This window comes from Pseudomonas sp. JE3303, from assembly GCF_056312565.1.
Genome location: NZ_JBWGIF010000010.1, coordinates 196,840 through 214,050 on the forward strand (window position 1 = coordinate 196,840; position 17,211 = coordinate 214,050).

16 protein-coding genes are annotated in these 17,211 nt (G+C 64.3%); 11 read left to right on the forward strand and 5 right to left on the reverse strand.

What is annotated here, in order from left to right:
- Positions 1-26: 26 nt before the first annotated feature.
- Positions 27-1,400: a nucleotide 5'-monophosphate nucleosidase PpnN gene (ppnN, locus tag AC0ZZU_RS16080; RefSeq protein WP_476342010.1), complete on the reverse strand. Its 1,374-nt coding sequence runs from the start codon at positions 1,398-1,400 to the stop codon at positions 27-29.
- A gap of 115 nt (positions 1,401-1,515) precedes the next feature.
- On the opposite strand from ppnN, the gene AC0ZZU_RS16085 reads away from it, so the two are divergent.
- From AC0ZZU_RS16085 to AC0ZZU_RS16100, 4 genes are all read left to right on the forward strand, one after another.
- Positions 1,516-1,917 carry a hypothetical protein gene (locus AC0ZZU_RS16085; protein ID WP_476342012.1) on the forward strand — a complete coding sequence of 134 codons (402 nt, stop codon included), beginning with the start codon at positions 1,516-1,518 and terminating at the stop codon, positions 1,915-1,917.
- Between the two features lie 98 nt (positions 1,918-2,015).
- On the forward strand, positions 2,016-2,240 hold the full coding sequence (locus AC0ZZU_RS16090) for an MbtH family protein (RefSeq protein ID WP_476342014.1): 225 nt from the start codon (positions 2,016-2,018) through the stop codon (positions 2,238-2,240).
- A gap of 10 nt (positions 2,241-2,250) precedes the next feature.
- Positions 2,251-3,003 carry a thioesterase II family protein gene (locus AC0ZZU_RS16095; protein ID WP_476342015.1) on the forward strand — a complete coding sequence of 251 codons (753 nt, stop codon included), beginning with the start codon at positions 2,251-2,253 and terminating at the stop codon, positions 3,001-3,003.
- A 54-nt stretch (positions 3,004-3,057) separates the two neighbouring features.
- Positions 3,058-4,137 carry a DUF1615 domain-containing protein gene (locus AC0ZZU_RS16100; protein ID WP_476342016.1) on the forward strand — a complete coding sequence of 360 codons (1,080 nt, stop codon included), beginning with the start codon at positions 3,058-3,060 and terminating at the stop codon, positions 4,135-4,137.
- A 17-nt stretch (positions 4,138-4,154) separates the two neighbouring features.
- Here AC0ZZU_RS16100 and AC0ZZU_RS16105 read toward each other — a convergent pair whose 3' ends face one another.
- Complete coding sequence (locus AC0ZZU_RS16105) at positions 4,155-4,880, reverse strand: DUF899 domain-containing protein (RefSeq protein WP_476342017.1); 726 nt, start codon at positions 4,878-4,880, stop codon at positions 4,155-4,157.
- Between the two features lie 120 nt (positions 4,881-5,000).
- On the reverse strand, positions 5,001-5,657 hold the full coding sequence (locus AC0ZZU_RS16110) for an HAD family hydrolase (RefSeq protein WP_476342018.1): 657 nt from the start codon (positions 5,655-5,657) through the stop codon (positions 5,001-5,003).
- A gap of 93 nt (positions 5,658-5,750) precedes the next feature.
- On the opposite strand from AC0ZZU_RS16110, the gene lexA reads away from it, so the two are divergent.
- From lexA to AC0ZZU_RS16130, 4 genes are read left to right on the forward strand one after another with little or no spacing between them, the layout of a single operon-like run.
- Positions 5,751-6,368 carry a transcriptional repressor LexA gene (gene lexA, locus AC0ZZU_RS16115; protein WP_476342019.1) on the forward strand — a complete coding sequence of 206 codons (618 nt, stop codon included), beginning with the start codon at positions 5,751-5,753 and terminating at the stop codon, positions 6,366-6,368.
- Positions 6,368-6,988 (forward strand): translesion DNA synthesis-associated protein ImuA, encoded by a 621-nt coding sequence (gene imuA / locus AC0ZZU_RS16120; RefSeq protein ID WP_476342020.1) that lies wholly within the window; start codon positions 6,368-6,370, stop codon positions 6,986-6,988. The genes lexA and imuA overlap by 1 nt, the downstream gene beginning before the upstream one ends.
- 6 nt (positions 6,989-6,994) lie before the next feature.
- Complete coding sequence (locus AC0ZZU_RS16125; protein ID WP_476342021.1) at positions 6,995-8,413, forward strand: Y-family DNA polymerase; 1,419 nt, start codon at positions 6,995-6,997, stop codon at positions 8,411-8,413.
- Positions 8,410-11,484: an error-prone DNA polymerase gene (locus AC0ZZU_RS16130; RefSeq protein WP_476342023.1), complete on the forward strand. Its 3,075-nt coding sequence runs from the start codon at positions 8,410-8,412 to the stop codon at positions 11,482-11,484. Before AC0ZZU_RS16125 ends, AC0ZZU_RS16130 begins: the two co-directional genes overlap by 4 nt.
- A 49-nt stretch (positions 11,485-11,533) precedes the next feature.
- On the opposite strand, the gene AC0ZZU_RS16135 is transcribed toward AC0ZZU_RS16130, so the two are convergent.
- Positions 11,534-12,355: an aldo/keto reductase gene (locus tag AC0ZZU_RS16135; protein ID WP_476342025.1), complete on the reverse strand. Its 822-nt coding sequence runs from the start codon at positions 12,353-12,355 to the stop codon at positions 11,534-11,536.
- Positions 12,343-13,248 (reverse strand): LysR family transcriptional regulator, encoded by a 906-nt coding sequence (locus AC0ZZU_RS16140; protein ID WP_476342026.1) that lies wholly within the window; start codon positions 13,246-13,248, stop codon positions 12,343-12,345. Before AC0ZZU_RS16140 ends, AC0ZZU_RS16135 begins: the two co-directional genes overlap by 13 nt.
- Positions 13,249-13,385: 137 nt before the next feature.
- Between AC0ZZU_RS16140 and AC0ZZU_RS16145 the strand changes: the two genes are divergently transcribed.
- From AC0ZZU_RS16145 to AC0ZZU_RS16155, 3 genes are all read left to right on the forward strand, one after another.
- On the forward strand, positions 13,386-14,084 hold the full coding sequence (locus AC0ZZU_RS16145; RefSeq protein ID WP_476342027.1) for a CoA transferase subunit A: 699 nt from the start codon (positions 13,386-13,388) through the stop codon (positions 14,082-14,084).
- A gap of 36 nt (positions 14,085-14,120) precedes the next feature.
- On the forward strand, positions 14,121-14,780 hold the full coding sequence (locus AC0ZZU_RS16150; RefSeq protein WP_476342029.1) for a CoA transferase subunit B: 660 nt from the start codon (positions 14,121-14,123) through the stop codon (positions 14,778-14,780).
- Positions 14,781-14,936: 156 nt separating this feature from the next.
- Positions 14,937-17,165: a TonB-dependent siderophore receptor gene (locus AC0ZZU_RS16155; protein WP_476342030.1), complete on the forward strand. Its 2,229-nt coding sequence runs from the start codon at positions 14,937-14,939 to the stop codon at positions 17,163-17,165.
- The last annotated feature ends 46 nt before the right edge of the window (positions 17,166-17,211 follow it).

Genomic DNA, 17,211 nt, shown 5'->3' on the forward strand with positions numbered 1-17,211 from the left:
CACAGGGCGTGCCCGCAACCCTGGGATCAAGTCGTGACCTGGTAGCACGGCACGTAGTCCGCACCGCCCGGCAGCTTCATCCGGTGCTGCTCGACAAACGCCTGCAGCAACCGGCCCAGCGGGTCGAGTACCGCGCTGTCGCCGCGGATCTGGTAAGGGCCGTGGTCTTCGATCAGGCGGATACCCTTGTCCTTGACGTTACCGGCGACGATGCCCGAGAAGGCCCTGCGCAGGTTGGCGGCCAGTTCGTGGGCGGGCAACTCGCGGCGCAACGCGAGGTTGGCCATGTTCTCGTGGGTGGGGTCGAAGGGGCGCTGGAAGCTTTCTTCGATCTTCAGCAGCCAGTTGAAGTGGAAGGCGTCGTTGCGCTCGCGGCGGAACTGCTTGACCTCCTTGAGCCCGTCGACCATGCGTCGGGCCACTTCGGCCGGGTCGTCGATGATGATCGAATAATGGCGCTGCGCTTCTTCGCCCAAGGTGGAACCCACAAAGTCGTGCAACTGCTGCAGGTAGGGCTCGGCGCTTTTCGGCCCGGTAAGCACGACCGGGAAGGGCAGGTCCTGGTTGTCCGGGTGCATCAGGATGCCGAGCAGGTAGAGGAACTCCTCGGCGGTTCCGGCGCCACCGGGGAAGATGATGATGCCGTGGCCGACGCGGACAAACGCCTCAAGGCGCTTCTCGATGTCCGGCAGGATCACCAGCTCGTTGACGATCGGGTTCGGCGCCTCGGCGGCGATGATGCCCGGTTCGGTCAGGCCCAGGTAACGGCTGCCGTGCATGCGCTGCTTGGCGTGGGCGATGGTCGCGCCCTTCATCGGGCCCTTCATCACGCCCGGGCCGCAGCCGGTGCACACGTCCAGCTTGCGCAGGCCCAGCTCGTGGCCGACCTTCTTGGTGTACTGGTATTCCTCGCTGCTGATCGAGTGCCCGCCCCAGCACACCACCAGCTTGGGCTCCACGCCAGGGCGCAGGGTGCGGGCGTTGCGCAGCAGGTGAAACACGTAGTCGGTGATGCCTTGGGAGCTTTCAAGATCGATGCGCTGGCTGGCCAGCTCGCTCTCGGTGTAGACGATGTCGCGCAGCGCGCTGAACAGCATCTCGCGGGTGCTGGCGATCATCTCGCCATCGACGAAGGCGTCCCCCGGCGCATTCAGCAGTTCGAGGCGCACGCCGCGGTCCTGCTGGTGAATTCGAACTTCGAAGTCCTTGTACGCCTCCAGGATGGTCTTGGCATTGTCGACATGCGCGCCGGTATTGAGAATGGCCAGCGCGCACTGGCGGAACAGGGTGTACAGGGTGCCGGTACCGACTTCACTCAGTTGCTGGACTTCACGTTGCGACAGCGTCTCCAGGCTGCCTTTGGGGCTGACGGATGCGTTGATGACATTGCGTTGGTGCATGCTGGGTTTTCCTGTGCGGGACAAACTTCCTACTTGGGCATCACCATACCGATAATCATGGGCTGCTGCATACAGGCCGATGTGGTCCCGGCTCCCTCAGGCTATGCTTGGCCTCATGAACGCCAACCTGCCGTTTCGCCAACAATGCCCACCCGGGGCCTGCAACTGCGGGCGCGAACGGCTGCACGACAGCCCGGGCGATGCCCAACGCATCCTGTTGCTGACCCGTGCTGAAGAAAAGCGCCTGCTTGATCGCCTTGAGAACATCAAGAGCCTGGACGACCTCGTGCGTCTGCAGCAGCGCCTTCATGAGCAATTGGGCATACGCGTGCGGATCGCCCCGGGGTTCAACGAAGTGCGCACCATGCGCGGCATCCAGATCGAGCTGGAAGAGCAGCCGGGCCTCTGCCGCAAGACCCGCCAGGCCATACCGGCGGCGATTCGCCGGGGCCTCGAGCGCAATCCCGAGGTGGCCTTCGGGTTGTTGAACGAGCATGACCTGTTGCGAGATGCCTGACCGGCTTTGGTAATTTTTTCCACATTCCTTTCGTCTTTGTCTGTAACCGCCGAACGCCCGTGGGCACTCGTGCGTACTTACCCTCAAGGAGACAGGCAATGACTTCCGTTTTCGACCGCGACGACATCGTGTTCCAGGTAGTGGTCAACCACGAAGAACAATATTCCATCTGGCCCGACTACAAGGCCATTCCTGCAGGCTGGCGCACCGTGGGCAAGAGCGGGCTGAAAAAGGACTGCCTGGCGTACATCGACGAGGTATGGACCGACATGCGTCCCTTGAGCCTGCGCCAGAAGATGGCCGAAACCGCAGCGGCCCAGTAAGGGCTTGCGCATGTCCGAATTGACGTTGCTGTGCCTGCCGTACTCCGGCGCGAGCGCCATGGTGTACAGCCGCTGGCGGCGCACGCTGCCCGCGTGGCTGCAGGTGCGCCCCGTCGAGCTGCCCGGCCGGGGGGTACGCCTGGGGGAGCCTTTGCAAACCGACATGCAGGCATTGGCCCGGCAACTGGCGGAGGAGCAGCGACTGAACGCCACTGGCCCATACGCCATCCTGGGCCACAGCCTCGGCGCTTTGCTGGCTTTCGAGCTGGCCCACGCGTTGCGTGCCCTGGGCTGCCCTGAGCCGGTGGCGCTGTTTGCGTGCGGCACCGCAGCGCCCACCCGGCGCGAAGGGTATGACGGCGATGGCTGGCGCAACCCGAAGGACGATGCCGAGCTGATCAATGATCTGCGCGAACTCAATGGCACCCCCGAAGAGGTGCTCGCCAACGAGGAGCTGATGAGCATCACCTTGCCGGTCCTGCGGGCCGATTTTCTGCTCTGCGGACGCTACACCTACCGCAAGCGGCAGGCATTGACCTGTGCGCTGCATGTGCTGGGTGGCGAGGACGATCGCGCCAGCGAGGATCAACTGTCGGCCTGGCGTCGCGAGACGACAGGTCGGTTTTCGCTGCACCTGTTCGAGGGTGGTCACTTTTTCATCCATGAGCAGGAGCAGCGGGTGCTTGAACGGTTGTCTTCTCTGCTCGTCGAAGGCGAGTCCCCAGCGATCATCCGGCAGAGTGAGCGCATGGAGCTGTCCTGAAACGCCCGTCGGCTGTTAGGGTGCGGCTATCGACAGCATCTGGAGGGAGTGGACATGGGGTGGCGTTCAGCGCTGGCGGGCGCAGCAATACTGGCATCGCTGCAAGGTTGCGTGAGCAGGCCGCCCGAGCCTGAGGCCGACCCCGCCAAGGTTCGCGCCGACCTGATGCGACTGCTGCCGGCCTCCACCCGCGACCGCGCAGGCTGGGCCAAGGATATCCAGACCGCCTTCACCACTCAGCAAATCACCCCGAGCAAGAGCAACCTGTGCGCGGTGCTGGCGGTGACCGAGCAGGAGTCGACATTCCAGGCCGACCCCCAGGTGCCAGGACTGGGGCGTATCGCCCGTGAAGAGATCGACCGGCGCGCCGCCCGCCTGCATATTCCAAAGCTGCTGGTGGACAGTGGCCTGAAGACCCGCTCGAGCAACGGCAAGACTTATCAGCAACGACTGCAGGCAGTGCGCAGCGAAAAGGAGCTGAGTGCCTTGTTCGATGAGCTGATCGGCACGCTGCCGCTCGGCCGCACCTTGCTCGGAGGCCTGAACCCGGTGCATACCGGCGGCCCCATGCAAGTCAGCATCGCGTTCGCAGAAGCACATGCCAAGGATTATCCCTACGCCGTCGACGGCACGATACGCCAGGAAGTCTTCTCCCGGCGTGGAGGCATGTATTTCGGGATCGCGCACCTGCTTGGGTATCCGACTCACTATTCGCAGCAACGCTACCGTTTCGCCGATTTCAACGCGGGCTGGTACGCCAGCCGCAATGCCGCCTTCCAGAGTGCGCTGAGCCGCGCCAGCGGCGTCAAGCTGGCACTCGATGGCGACCTCGTGGCGCCTGGGTCAATCATGCCGGGCACTACCGAGAAAGCCGCTCGCCGCCTGGGGCCGAAGCTGGGGCTGCGCAATCCGGTGATTCGCAACCATCTGGGGCAGGGCGATAGCCTCGATTTCGAAGACACTGACCTGTATCAGGGCGTGTTTGCCCTTGCCGATGGCGCCGCTGGCAAACCGTTGCCCCGTGCGGTGCTGCCAGGCATCGAACTCAAGAGTCCGAAGATCACCCGCAAGCTGACCACGGCGTGGTTCGCAGGCCGGGTGGACGAGCGCTACCAGCGCTGCATGAAGCGCTGAGTGCCCGGTACGGATGGTCAATCGTGGCAGCAATGCGCCTTGTCTTCGGCCCCTTCGTAGCGATCGTGGTACCGCACCCAGTCCATGGTTCCTTCCTCATTGCGGCCCAAGGGCATGAGATCGAGGAAGTTGTAGGTGCCGACCAGAATGTCCAGGCCTCGGGCATAGGTCGAGTACGTGTGGTAGATGACGCCGTCGTCATCGCGATAGAACACGCTGAGCCCGGGAAGCTCGCCTTCCTCTCCCTGGTAGGCCTCGTAGTTGTACTGGCCGCTGCCATCGGTGGGCACGCTTACCCCGAAGTCGCGGTTGAAGGTACTGTCATGGGCCGAATACCAGTCAAAGCGCCAGCCCATGCGTGACCTGAAGGCCTGGAATTGATCGTAGGGGGCCCCTGACACCGCTACCAGCGAGACGTCATGGTGAGCCAGGTGCAGGTTCGCGCCGTCGAAATGATCGGCGAGAAAGGAACACCCCGGGCACCCCTCGCTCCAGCCCTCGACGAACATGAAGTGGTAGACCAGCAACTGGCTGCGGCCGGCGAACAGGTCCCCCAGGCTCAGTTCTCCATCCGGTCCCTGGAAGCGGTAGGGCGTGTCCACCCTGAGCCAGGGCAGCGCCCGGCGCGCAGCAGACAGCTCGTCGCGCTCATGGGTGAAAGCCTTTTCGCGCAGCCACAACTGGCGGCGGGCAGCCAGCCACTCGTTGCGCGAGACCACTTCGGGTTTGTCTGGAGTGTCCATGGATGTCGCTCCACGCGGGGGATGTGCTCATGGTCGAACCGCATGGGACGGGTTCGACAGTGCACATCGGCTGGCCGACGAATGGATGGGCATCGCAGGGCGCATGGGACCCGGTATTGGTCAGCCGCGCATCTCGTCGATCAGCGCCCATAGCAACGGATCCTCGAAATCATCGATGACCAGTTGCGCACCCGCGGCCTGCAAGCGCTCGGCTGGCAGGCTGGTGGCCAGTCCCACGGTGAAGATCCCCGCATTGCTGGCGGCCGTGACGCCGGGAACCGAATCCTCGAAGGCAAGCGCCTGCCCGGCCGTTGCGTTCAGTCGTTGCAGCCCCGTCAGGTAGGGCAGCGGGTCGGGCTTGGCTCGAGTCAGCTCCTCGGCCACCACGACATGCTCGAAATGCCCGCCCAGGCCCATCGCGCTCAGCATGTGCTCGGCATTGTGGCGCGGGGCGTTGGTTACCACGCACACGCCGATCGCTTGCGTCTGGGCATGCTCGAGCAGGCGCAGCAGGCCAGGCATGGGCTCAAGCTCGGGCGACAAGTCGCGAAACAGTGCTTCCTTGCGGTCTGCGAGGGCTTTTTGCTGTTCAGGGCTGGACTGCGGAAACAGCTCGGCGAACAGCTCGCCATTGGCGCGTCCACTGACCTGGGCTTCGAACTCGGCCTGGCTCAGTGTGCGTCCGTGTTGATCCATCAGGTGGCGGAACGCTTGCAGATGCAGGGTATCGGTGTCGGTGAGGGTTCCATCGAGGTCGAACAGCAGGGCGTTCAGCATGGGGCATCCGTGTGATGAGAAAGGCCTGCGCGATGATACCGAAAAAAGCAGCGACGAAAGGGGGCTGGTCAGGTTTGGGCAAAAAGAGTACAAATGTTCTCCATGGACAGATTACCCCCCAAACGCCGCGCGATTCTCGAATTCATCCGCGAGCGTATCGCCGAACATGGCCAGCCCCCGAGCCTGGCCGATATCGCCAGCCGCTTCGGGTTCGCCTCGCGCAGCGTTGCGCGCAAGCATATCGTTGCCCTGAGCCAGGCCGGCTTCATCGATGTCACGCCCAACCAGGCGCGTGGCATCCGCCTGGCCGAGCCACTGCGCCGTCCGGAAATCCTCGAGATTCCGGTCCTTGGCCAGGTCGCTGCGGGTGCGCCCATCGCTCCCGACCTGGACATCCACGAACAGCTCCTGGTCGACCCGAGCTTTTTCCGTCGTACACCCGACTACCTGCTCAAGGTGCGTGGCGATTCGATGATTCTCGACGGCATCCTCGACGGCGACCTGGTCGGCATCCGCCAGCAGGCCGAGGCCAGCGACGGCCAGATCGTCGTTGCCCGGCTCGACGGCGAAGTGACCATCAAGCGCCTTCAGCGCGCCGCTGGCCGTTATCGGCTGCTGCCCCGCAACCCGGCCTTCGCGCCCATCGATGTAGGGCCTGAACGCGACTTCGTGATCGAAGGCGTTTTCTGTGGCCTGCTGAGGCGCGATTGATGGGCGCGGTTGTCGACCTCGACGGGCTGCTCGACCAGCGCCGGGTATGGCGCGGGCGTCAGGCCGAGTCGCGGCCGCAGGGCCTGCAGCCAACCGGGCATGCGGCGCTTGATGCCTGCCTGCCTGATGGGGGCTGGCCGGCTGCATCGCTGATCGAACTACTTCTGGCCGGCCCTGGATGTGGCGAGCTGCAATTGTTGTGGCCAAGCCTGGCGCGCCTGACCGCGGAGGGTGGGCGGGTGGTGCTGGTTGCACCGCCGTTCATTCCGTTTGCTCCAGCATGGCAGGCGGCTGGCATTGACTTGCGCTGGCTGGCCCAGGTCGAGGCGCAGCCGGGTGAAGTCCTGTGGGCGGCGGAGCAATGCCTGCGCTCGGGCAGTTGTGCGGCGGTGCTGTGCTGGCCCGAGCGCGCGGATGACCGCGCCTTGCGCCGGCTGCAGGTCGCTGCCGAGACCGGTCAGGCGCTGGCGTTCGCCTGCCGCCCACAGCAGGTATCGCTCAACCCGTCACCCGCTGCCTTGCGCATTGCCATCGATACCCGGCCCGCGCAATGGCGGGTGCTCAAGTGCCGGGGCGGCCTGCCGCCCAGCCAGCCTGTCGCTGCAAGCGGGCGGGGCTGATGCACCATGCTGTGGGCCTGCATTCTTCTGCCTCAACTGGCACTCGACACCGTTCTGCGCGCACGCGACAACCCTGAGGCACCTCTGGCACTGCTCGGTGGTCCGGCGCAGCGACGAATACTGCAGGCGGTCAACCCTGCAGCAGCGGCGCTGGGCTTGCGCGCCGGGCTAACGCTCAATGCCGCCCGGGCCCTGGCCGATGGCTTTGACTGCGTGGAGGCTGACGCCGCCAGTATCGAGCACATGCAGCAACTGCTGGCGGCTTGGGCGTATCGGTTCAGTGCCCAGGTCAGCCTGCATTACCCACGGGCTGTCCTCCTGGAAGTCGGCTCCAGCCTGCAGCTGTTTGGTCCCTGGCGGCTGTTCGAGGCGCGCTTGCGCGAAGAGCTGAGCGGGCTTGGCCTTCGACACCGAATTGTCCTGGCCAGTAATCCGGTCGCCGCGCGGATGCTCGCCAACGGGCATGACGGCCTGGCGGTGCCATCGCGTGAAGAGACCACGGCAGCCCTGGCGCGCATGCCCGTCGAGCGTGTCGGCCTGCCGCCGGAAGCGGCCGAGGCCTTCGCGCGCATGGGCTTGCGCCAGCTGGGGCAGGTCTTGGCGTTGCCTCGCGAGTCCCTGGCGCGACGCTTCGCTGCCCAGGTGCAGTTGCACCTGGACCAGTTGCTCGGGTTGCGCAGCCAGGGCCTGGCGTTCTACCAGCCGCCAGATCGCTTCGAGGCCCGGCTTGAGCTCAATTTCGACGTCGAGTCCCACCAGGCCCTGCTGTTTCCCCTGCGCCGCCTGATCAACGACTTGGCCGCCTTTCTCGCTGGCCGGGACTGCGGTGTGCAGCGTTTCGCGCTGTTGCTCGAGCATGCCGAGGGTTCCGATACCTGTCTGCAGGTCGGGCTGCTGGCTGCCGAGCGCGAGGCCTCGATACTGTTCGAGCTGGCGCGCGGGCGTCTCGAGCCGCTGCGCATCACGGCACCGGTACGCAACCTGCGTTTGCTTGCCGATGACCTGCCGGCCTTCGTGCCCCAGCACCAGGTGCTGTTCGATGCCCGGGCACAGCAGGTCCAGCCCTGGGCGCAGTTGCGCGAGCGCTTGCGCGCACGCTTGGGCGACGATGCCGTGCAAGGCCTGCAAGCCCGCGCCGACCATCGACCTGAGTACGCCTGGCAAGGGGCGAGCGAGGGCGGCCCGGGGCTCATGCCGGTGGCGCCGGACAGCCGTCCGGGATGGCTGCTGCCACAGGTGCAGCCCATTCCCGAGACCGGCCTGCGCCTGCTAGGGCATGCCGAGCGCATCGAGTCGGGCTGGTGGGATGGTGCTGACGTGCGCCGCGACTACTACCGCATCGAGACGCCAGCAGGCCAGCAGGGCTGGGCCTACCGTGACCTGATCGAGGCCGGGCCGTTGTGGCTGCAGGGCTGGTTTTCATGAGCACTCAGCGCTATGCCGAACTGCACTGCCTGTCCAATTTCAGTTTCCAGCGGGGGGCCTCCAGCGCCGATGAGTTGTTTCGCCGCGCCTCCGAGCTGGGCTACGACGCCCTGGCGATCACCGATGAATGCACCCTGGCTGGGATCGTGCGCGCCTGGCAGGCCGCGAAGGCGCATGACGTACGCCTGATCGTCGGCAGTGAAGTGCGGGTGCAGGAAGGCCCGCGCCTGGTCCTGCTGGTGCAGGACCTTGCCGGCTACCAGAACCTCTGCGCGCTGATCACCCGGGCCCGCCGCCGGGCGAAAAAAGGCGAGTACTGCTTGCTACCGGATGACCTCGAGGCCCATCACGCGGGCCTGCTGGCCTTATGGGTGCCCGACAGTCCCGAGGATCCTGCTCCCGGGCAATGGCTCCAGCAGCACTTTGGCGAACGCCTGTCTCTGGCGGTGCACCTGCACCGGGGCTGTGATGACGCCAGCCGCCTGCCGCAGTTGCTGAACATGGCCGAAGGCTTGGGAATCGCGGCCGTCGCCTGCGGCGATGTGCACATGCACGCCCGGGGACGGCGCGCCCTGCAGGACTGCATGAGCGCCATCCGCCATCACACCACGGTGGCCGAAGCCGGGCAGTTCCTGTTCGCCAATGGCGAGCGGCATTTGCGGCCCATGGTGCAACTGACCGAGCTGTTTCCGCCCGCGCTGCTTTCCCGCACCCAGGTGCTCGCTGGACTCTGCCAGTTCGACCTGAGCCAGTTGCGTTACCAGTACCCCCACGAAGTGGTGCCCGCAGGGCAGACCCCGACCACCTGGCTGCGTGCACTGTGCGAGCGGCATCTGCCCCAGCGCTGGCCTGGCGGGCCGAGTCCGGCGGTGCGCGAGACCCTGGAGCGGGAGCTGGCGCTGATTGCCGAGCTGGGCTATGAAAGCTATTTCCTGACCGTCCACGACATCGTCAGCTTTGCCCGCAGCCAGCACATTCTTTGCCAGGGCAGGGGATCGGCGGCCAACTCGGTGGTGTGTTTCGTGCTGGGGATCACCGAGCTGGACCCCATGCAGACCAAGCTGCTGTTCGAGCGGTTCCTGTCGCGTGAGCGCGACGAGCCCCCCGATATCGACGTCGATTTCGAGCACGACCGCCGCGAGGAATTGATCCAGTACGTGTTCCGGCGCTACGGCCGCCACCGGGCGGCCTTGACCGCAGTGGTCAGCACCTACCACGCCGCCGGGGCGGTACGCGACATTGCCCGCGTGCTGGGCCTGCCTTCCGATCAGATCGATGCACTGGCCAAGTGCTGCGGGCGCTGGACCGATCGCATCCCATCGCCCGACCAGTTGCAGGAGGCCGGTTTCGAGGCACAGAGCCCGTCATTGCGGCGCATTCTCGTGCTGGCGGGGGAGCTGATCGGCTTCCCCCGGCACCTGTCACAGCACCCGGGTGGTTTTGTCATCTCCGAGCAACCCCTGGACCAGCTGGTGCCGGTGGAAAACGCTGCCATGGAGGACCGCACCGTCATTCAGTGGGACAAGGACGACCTCGATGCGGTCGGCCTGCTCAAGGTCGATGTGCTTGCCCTGGGGATGCTCAGCGCGCTGCGTCGCTGCTTCGACCTGATCGATCGCCACCGTGGCCGGCGCCTGACCCTGGCGAGCATTCCGGCCGATGATGGCCCTACCTACGACATGATCAGCCGCGCCGAGACCATCGGTGTGTTCCAGATCGAATCTCGGGCCCAGATGGCCATGCTGCCCAGGTTGAAGCCGCGCGAGTTCTACGACCTGGTGATCGAGGTGGCGATCGTTCGGCCTGGGCCGATCCAGGGTGACATGGTTCATCCCTATCTGCGCAGGCGCCTCGGGAAAGAACCCATCACCTATCCCTCAGAAGCTCTGGAGGCGGTGTTCAAGCGCACCCTGGGGGTACCGCTGTTTCAGGAACAGGTGATGGAACTGGCCATGGTCGCCGCCGACTACAGTGCCGGCGAGGCCGACCAGCTGCGCCGCAGCATGGCCGCCTGGAAGCGTACCGGCGGGCTAGAGCCGCATCGGGTGCGGCTGATCGAAGGCATGTTGCGCAATGGCTATGAGGCAAGTTTCGCCGAACGCATCTTCGAGCAGATCAAGGGCTTTGGCAGCTACGGCTTTCCAGAGTCCCACGCCGCCAGCTTCGCCTTGCTCACCTATGCCAGCAGTTGGCTGAAGTGTCATGAGCCGGCGATCTTCATCTGCGCCCTGATCAACAGCTGGCCCATGGGCTTCTACACACCTGACCAGTTGCTGCAGGATGCCCGGCGGCAGGGTATCGAGGTTCGCCCGGTGGACGTCTGCCACAGCACCTGGGACTGCACCCTGGAAGGCGATGAGGTGCTGGCCATTCGCATCGGCCTGCGGCAGATTCGTGGCTTTGCCGAAGTTGATGCGTTGCGCCTGGTGCAGAGGCGGGCAGAGCGGCACTGGCGCGACATCGAGGACCTGTGCTTGCGCGCCGGGCTCGACAGCCGGGCCCGCGAGCTGCTGGCCGACGCTGGCGCCCTGCGCGGGCTTGCACGGGACCGGCATCAGGCACGCTGGCAAGTTGCGGCGGTGCAAGCGCAACTGCCGTTGTTCGCCCAGGTCGATGACGCGCCGGAGGTGGCGATCGAGCTGCCCACGCCCTCGGTCGGCGAAGACCTGGTCGCCGACTACGCCACCCTCGGCACTACCCTGGGGCCGCATCCACTGACCTTGTTGCGCCCACGCCTCGTGGCCCGCGGCTGCCGCAGTTCACACGAACTAGACGAAGTGCAGCATGGCGACAGCGTCAGCGTGGCGGGTATTGTGGTCGGCCGCCAGCGCCCAGGCACCGCGAGCGGCGTGACCTTCGTGACCCTTGAGGACGAGTTCGGCATGGTCAACGTGGTGGTGTGGCGCGACCTGGCAGAGCGCCAGCGCCGCGCGCTGGTAGGTTCACGGTTGCTGAAAGTGTTCGGACGCCTGGAGCATGAAAACGGCGTACGCCACCTGATCGCCAAACGGTTGGAAGACGTCAGCGTGTTGCTGCAAGGGCTGGATGTGCGCAGCCGGGACTTTCATTGAGAATGCTTCATGCACAGAGAAGAGGGTCACCCATGCATGAAGCATTTCATCAAACCATCGCCAACCTCTGCTTGCGCATCGGCGGCGCGAACGCCTCGTCCATAGCCCGCAAGTCGTCGCTCCCCAGCACCAACTCACCCGCCGCCGCATTGAGCCGTACATGCTCAGGCGAAACGGCCTTGGGTATCGCGATCACCCCATCATCCCGCGTCACCCACGCCAGGCTTACCTGCGCCGGGGTCACCCCATGGCGCTCGGCGATCTGTGAAAGCACCGGATGCCCCAGCAGTCTTCCTGCCTGGGCCAGCGGGCAGTACGCCATGGTCGGCAAGCCACGCGCCTGGCTCCACGGCAGCAGGTCGAACTCGATACCCCGCTGAGCCGGGTTGTACAGCACCTGATTGACCGCGCACTCCGGGCTGTCCAGCTCGACCAGGTCGTCCACATCGAAGTTGGACACGCCCCAGCGGCGGATCTTGCCCGCTTCTCGAAGACGCTCGAACGCTTCGACCGTTTCCTCGAGCGGATACTGCCCGCGCCAGTGCAGCAGATACAGGTCGATGCAGTCAGTGCCCAGGCGCTGCAAGCTGCGTTCGCACGCCGCCGGCACGCCCTTGCGGCTGGCATTGTGCGGATAGACCTTGCTGACCAGAAACACCTCGTCACGACGTCCTGCGATGGCCTCGCCCACCACCTCTTCGGCACCCCCCTCGGCATACATCTCGGCGGTGTCGATCAGGGTCAGTCCAAGCTCGATGCCGTGCTGCAACGCCGCGACTTCGCGAGCCCTCTGAGCAGGGTCTTCCCCCATGTACCAAGTGCCCTGGCCAATGGCCGGGACGCTTGAGCCTGCAAGTTTCACGGTACGCATGTCACCTCCTGGGAGCGGGTATGGGTCAGCAGCACGTCAAGCATCGCCTGGGCCGCGGTGGACAATTCATGATCGGCCAGCGAGATCACGCCGATGCGCCGCTCGACACAGGGTTCGATCAAGGGCACGCAACGCGCACCGAGTTCCTGCATCTGGCCGATGCACAGCGCTGGCACGGCACTCACGCCCAAGCCATTGGCAACCATGCGGCCGACGGTGGTGAGCTGGTGGCTCTCGAAGGCTACCGTCAGCTTGCCGTGCTCGACCGCCACCTGCTCCTCGAGCAGCAAGCGCACCGCCGATGGTCGTTGCAGGGCAATGAAATCCTCCGCCAGCAGCTCTCGCCACGTCACCTGCGCCTGCACGGCAAGGGCTGAATCCGCCGGCACCACCGCCACGAAACGGTCCAGGTACAGCGGCTCGAAGTGCAGCGCATCGCCATTGTCGGGTTCAAAGCCGATGCCCAGTTCGACGCGCCGGTGACGCACCAGTTCCTGGACCTGTTCGTTGATCACGTCGTGCACGGTGACATTGACCCGCGGATAGCGTTGGCGAAATACCTTGAGCGACGCCGGCAGCAGGTTGCCGGCAAATGCTGGCATCGCGGCGATGGCCACGCGCCCCAGCTGCAGGGTGAAGCGCTGGCGCAGCAGTTCTTCGGTGTCGTCCCAATCGACCAGCAGGCGCCGAGCCAGGGGCAGCAGCACTTCGCCTTCCGGGGTCAGGCTGACGCTGCGGGTGGTGCGGGTGAGCAGGGCACCACCGAGGTTCTCTTCCAGCGCCTTGATGGTGAGGCTCAAGGCGGGTTGCGAAATATGCAGGTGCTCGCCGGCCTGGGCGAAGCTCTGGTATTTGGCCACGGTGACAAAGGCACGCAGTTGCTTGACGTTCATGGCTGCTCGATCGTTGTTTTGGAAAAGTTATCAATCGATGAATTAATCAAAATTAACAAATTAGTCATCACGGGTGAAGATGCGCTCGACGCTCACCGACAGCCCTGTCGGTCCACAACTACAAAAGGCGAAACAGCATGGCCGGACTGGACAAGCGCGTAGCAACCTATGAACAGGCCCTCGACGGCCTGACCGATGACATGACAGTCCTGGCCGGCGGGTTTGGCCTGTGCGGCATTCCTGAAAACCTCATCGCCGAGATCCGCCGCCGCCGGGTAAAGGGGCTGACCGTAGTCTCCAACAACTGCGGGGTCGACGATTTTGGCCTGGGCGTACTGCTCAAGGACCATCAGATCCGCAAGATGGTCGCCTCCTATGTTGGCGAAAATGCCGAGTTCGAGCGCCAGTTGCTCAGCGGTGAGCTTGAAGTGGAGCTTACTCCGCAAGGCACCCTTGCTGAAAAGATGCGCGCGGGTGGCGCCGGCATCCCGGCCTTCTTCACTGCCACCGGCTACGGCACCCCGGTTGCCGAGGGCAAGGAAGTGCGCGACTTCAACGGCCGCAAGTACATTCTTGAAGAAGCCATCACCGGCGACTTCGCCATCGTCAAGGGCTGGAAGGCCGATTACTACGGCAACGTGGTGTACCGCAACACCGCGCAAAACTTCAACCCGCTGGTGGCCACCGCCGGGCGCATCACCGTGGTGGAGGTCGAGGAAATCGTCGAGCCTGGCGTGCTGCTGCCCAGCGAAATCCACACCCCGGGCATATTCGTCGACCGGGTCATCGTCGGCAGCTTCGAGAAGCGCATCGAAAAACGCACCGTCAAAGCCTGACCGGCCTTCGCACAGAACAACAAAGAGACCCAGACCATGGCACTGACCCGCGAACAAATGGCGCAACGCGTCGCCCGTGAACTCAAGGACGGTTACTACGTCAACCTCGGCATCGGCATTCCGACCCTCGTGGCCAACTATGTGCCGCCCGACATGGACGTGATGCTGCAATCGGAAAACGGCCTGCTGGGCATGGGCGAGTTTCCCACTGAGAAGCAGCTTGACGCCGACATGATCAACGCCGGCAAGCAGACCGTCACCGCACGCCGCGGCGCCTCGATCTTCAATTCCGCCGATTCCTTCGCCATGATCCGCGGCGGCCACGTGGACCTTACCGTACTCGGTGCCTTTGAAGTCGACGTCGAAGGCAACATCGCCTCCTGGATGATCCCCGGCAAGCTGGTCAAGGGCATGGGCGGCGCAATGGACCTGGTGGCGGGCGCCGAGAACATCATCGTGACCATGACCCACGCGTCCAAGGACGGCGAGTCCAAGCTGCTGAACCGCTGCAGCCTTCCACTGACGGGGGCAGGATGCATCCGCAAGGTGCTGACCGACCTTGCGTACCTTGAGATCGACAATGGCGCCTTCATCCTGCGCGAGACCGCGCCTGGGGTGAGTGTCGAGGAGGTTATCGAGAAGACGGCGGGCAAGCTGATCGTGGCGGATGATGTGAAGGAGATGACGTTCTTTTAAGCGAGGCGCGGACAAGCGGGCGACGGCGCCCGCTTGCCGGATGTTCCCTGTCATTCACTTGCCTTCGCTTAAATCCCTGACCCAGCCCTTCGTTCCTATCCCTGAGCCAAATTGGCCGAAACGGATTTCTCTCAGAGAACAAGGAACGCCCTCGCAATGCTTCCCCCCATCACCCGCTCCATGACCCTGACCCTGGGCCTTTGCGCCAGCACATTCGCCCCGCTGTCACTGGCCGACACCACCGCCGAATCCAGCTCCGAGGACGGCGTCCTGGAGCTGGGCTCCACCGAAATCCTCGCCCAGGGCCTGGGCACCATCACCGAGGACACCGGCGCCTACACCACCGGCAGCATGAGCACCGCCACGCGCCTGAACCTGTCGATAAAGGAAACGCCCCAGTCGGTCTCGGTGATCACTCGCCAGCAACTGGACGACTTCAAGCTGGGCTCGCTGTCGGAAGCCATGGCGCATGTGACGGGCATTACAGTGCAGCGCAACGATTCGGAGCGTCCGGCGTATTACTCGCGCGGGTATGCGATCAACAACTTCCAGATCGATGGGATGCTCAATACCTTTTCGGGGTTGAAATCGGACTCGGACCCGATCATCTACGACCGTATCGAAGTGGTGCGCGGCGCTACGGGGCTGACGACGGGGGCGGGGGACCCGTCCGGGACCATCTCCATGATGCGCAAGCGTCCGACCCATCAGCTGGCGGTGAGCTCTGGCATCAGTGGTGGCACCTACGACAACTACTACAGCTATGTGGACGTGGGCGGTCCGCTGGCGTTCGATGGCCGTCTGCGTGGGCGCACGGTGCTGGCGTATCGCGACAACAAGTCCTACATGGACCATTACCAGTCCCAGCGCGAAGTGGCCTACGGCATCCTGGAAGCGGACCTGACAGACAGCACCGTGCTGGCGGTAGGGTATGACTACCAGAACAAGCATGTGCAAGGTGCCTCGTGGGGCACGGTGCCGTACTGGAACGCCGATGGCAGCAAGGCCAACCTGCCACGCTCGACCAACATGGCGGCGTCCTGGTCGTCCTGGCCATTGAAGGACCAGACGGTGTTCGTCACCCTCGATCAGCGATTGGGCGACGACTGGCTGTTCAAGGCGGCCTACACCCATCGGGAGACTGATACCGATGGCAAGGTGTATTACGGCGGCAATGGTTTCCCGAATGCGGATCGCAGTGGCATGACGGCCTGGAAGAGCCACATGGCCGGCGGGGAAAAGATGGGTGCCGTCGATTTCAACCTGGCCGGGCCATTTCAACTGTTCGGGCGCAGCCACGAGTTCATGATGGGCTATGGCGAATCGGAGCGGCGCAACGACTCGCCCTACATCATCGCGGGCGCTGTGCCCCCCGGTTACACAACCATTGCCGACTGGAAGAACATGAGTTCGACGCCCAAGTTCTCGGACACCGTGACCAGCCGGGACCTGTCGCGTTCGAGTACCGAGCAGAAGGCCGGCTACATCGCTACCCGGCTGAACCTCACCGACAGCCTGCACCTGGTGATCGGCAGCCGTTATGGCAGCTGGGAGACCAGCAGCCGGTCGTGGAAGTACGACGCCGACCTCAACGTCACCGGCCAGACCTCCAGCAGCCAGGTCCAGAACGACCAGTGGACGCCCTACGCCGGCGTGCTCTACGACCTGACCGAACAGTTCACGGTGTATGCCAGCTACACCGATATCTTCAACCCGCAGACAGCCAAGGACGTCAACGAGCAGTACATCGAGCCAGTGGTAGGAAAGGTGTACGAGATCGGCCTCAAGGGCAGCCTCTTCGATGATCGCGCCAACCTGAGCACGGCGGTGTATCGCAGCAAGCAGGACAACGTCGCCGAGATCGATGACTCGATCCCGATGGGCCCCAATGGTGAGCAGTACTACAAGTCTGGTGGCAAGGGCATTGTCGTCGAAGGCTTCGAAGCGGAGATCGCCGGTGAGGTGATGCCGGACTGGAACATGAGCCTGGGCTACAGCTACACCCATGCCGCGGACGCCGAGAAGAAACGCAAGAACACCGAGCAACCGCTCAACCTGGTCCGTTACTCCAGCACCTACAAAGTTACCCCGGCGCTCACGGTAGGCGGCACCCTCGACTGGCAAAGCGCCAACTACCGCCTGGGTAATCGCCCGGTGGGGCGTGATGCCAGCGGCGACATCATCACCGTGCGCGACAGCATGAGCCAGCGGGCGTTCTCGGTAGTCGGCCTGATGGCCCGGTATCAGTTCGACGAGCACCTGGCAGGGTCGGTGAACGTGAAGAACCTGTTCGATGAGCACTACTACCACAATGTGGGGTTCTATAACGGGGTGTACAACGGCGAGCCGCGGACGTTGATGGTGAGTCTGGATTGGAAGCTTTGAGCTGAGGGGCTGCTCGAGGGCCCCTCAGGGCCCGATTTCGCAACGG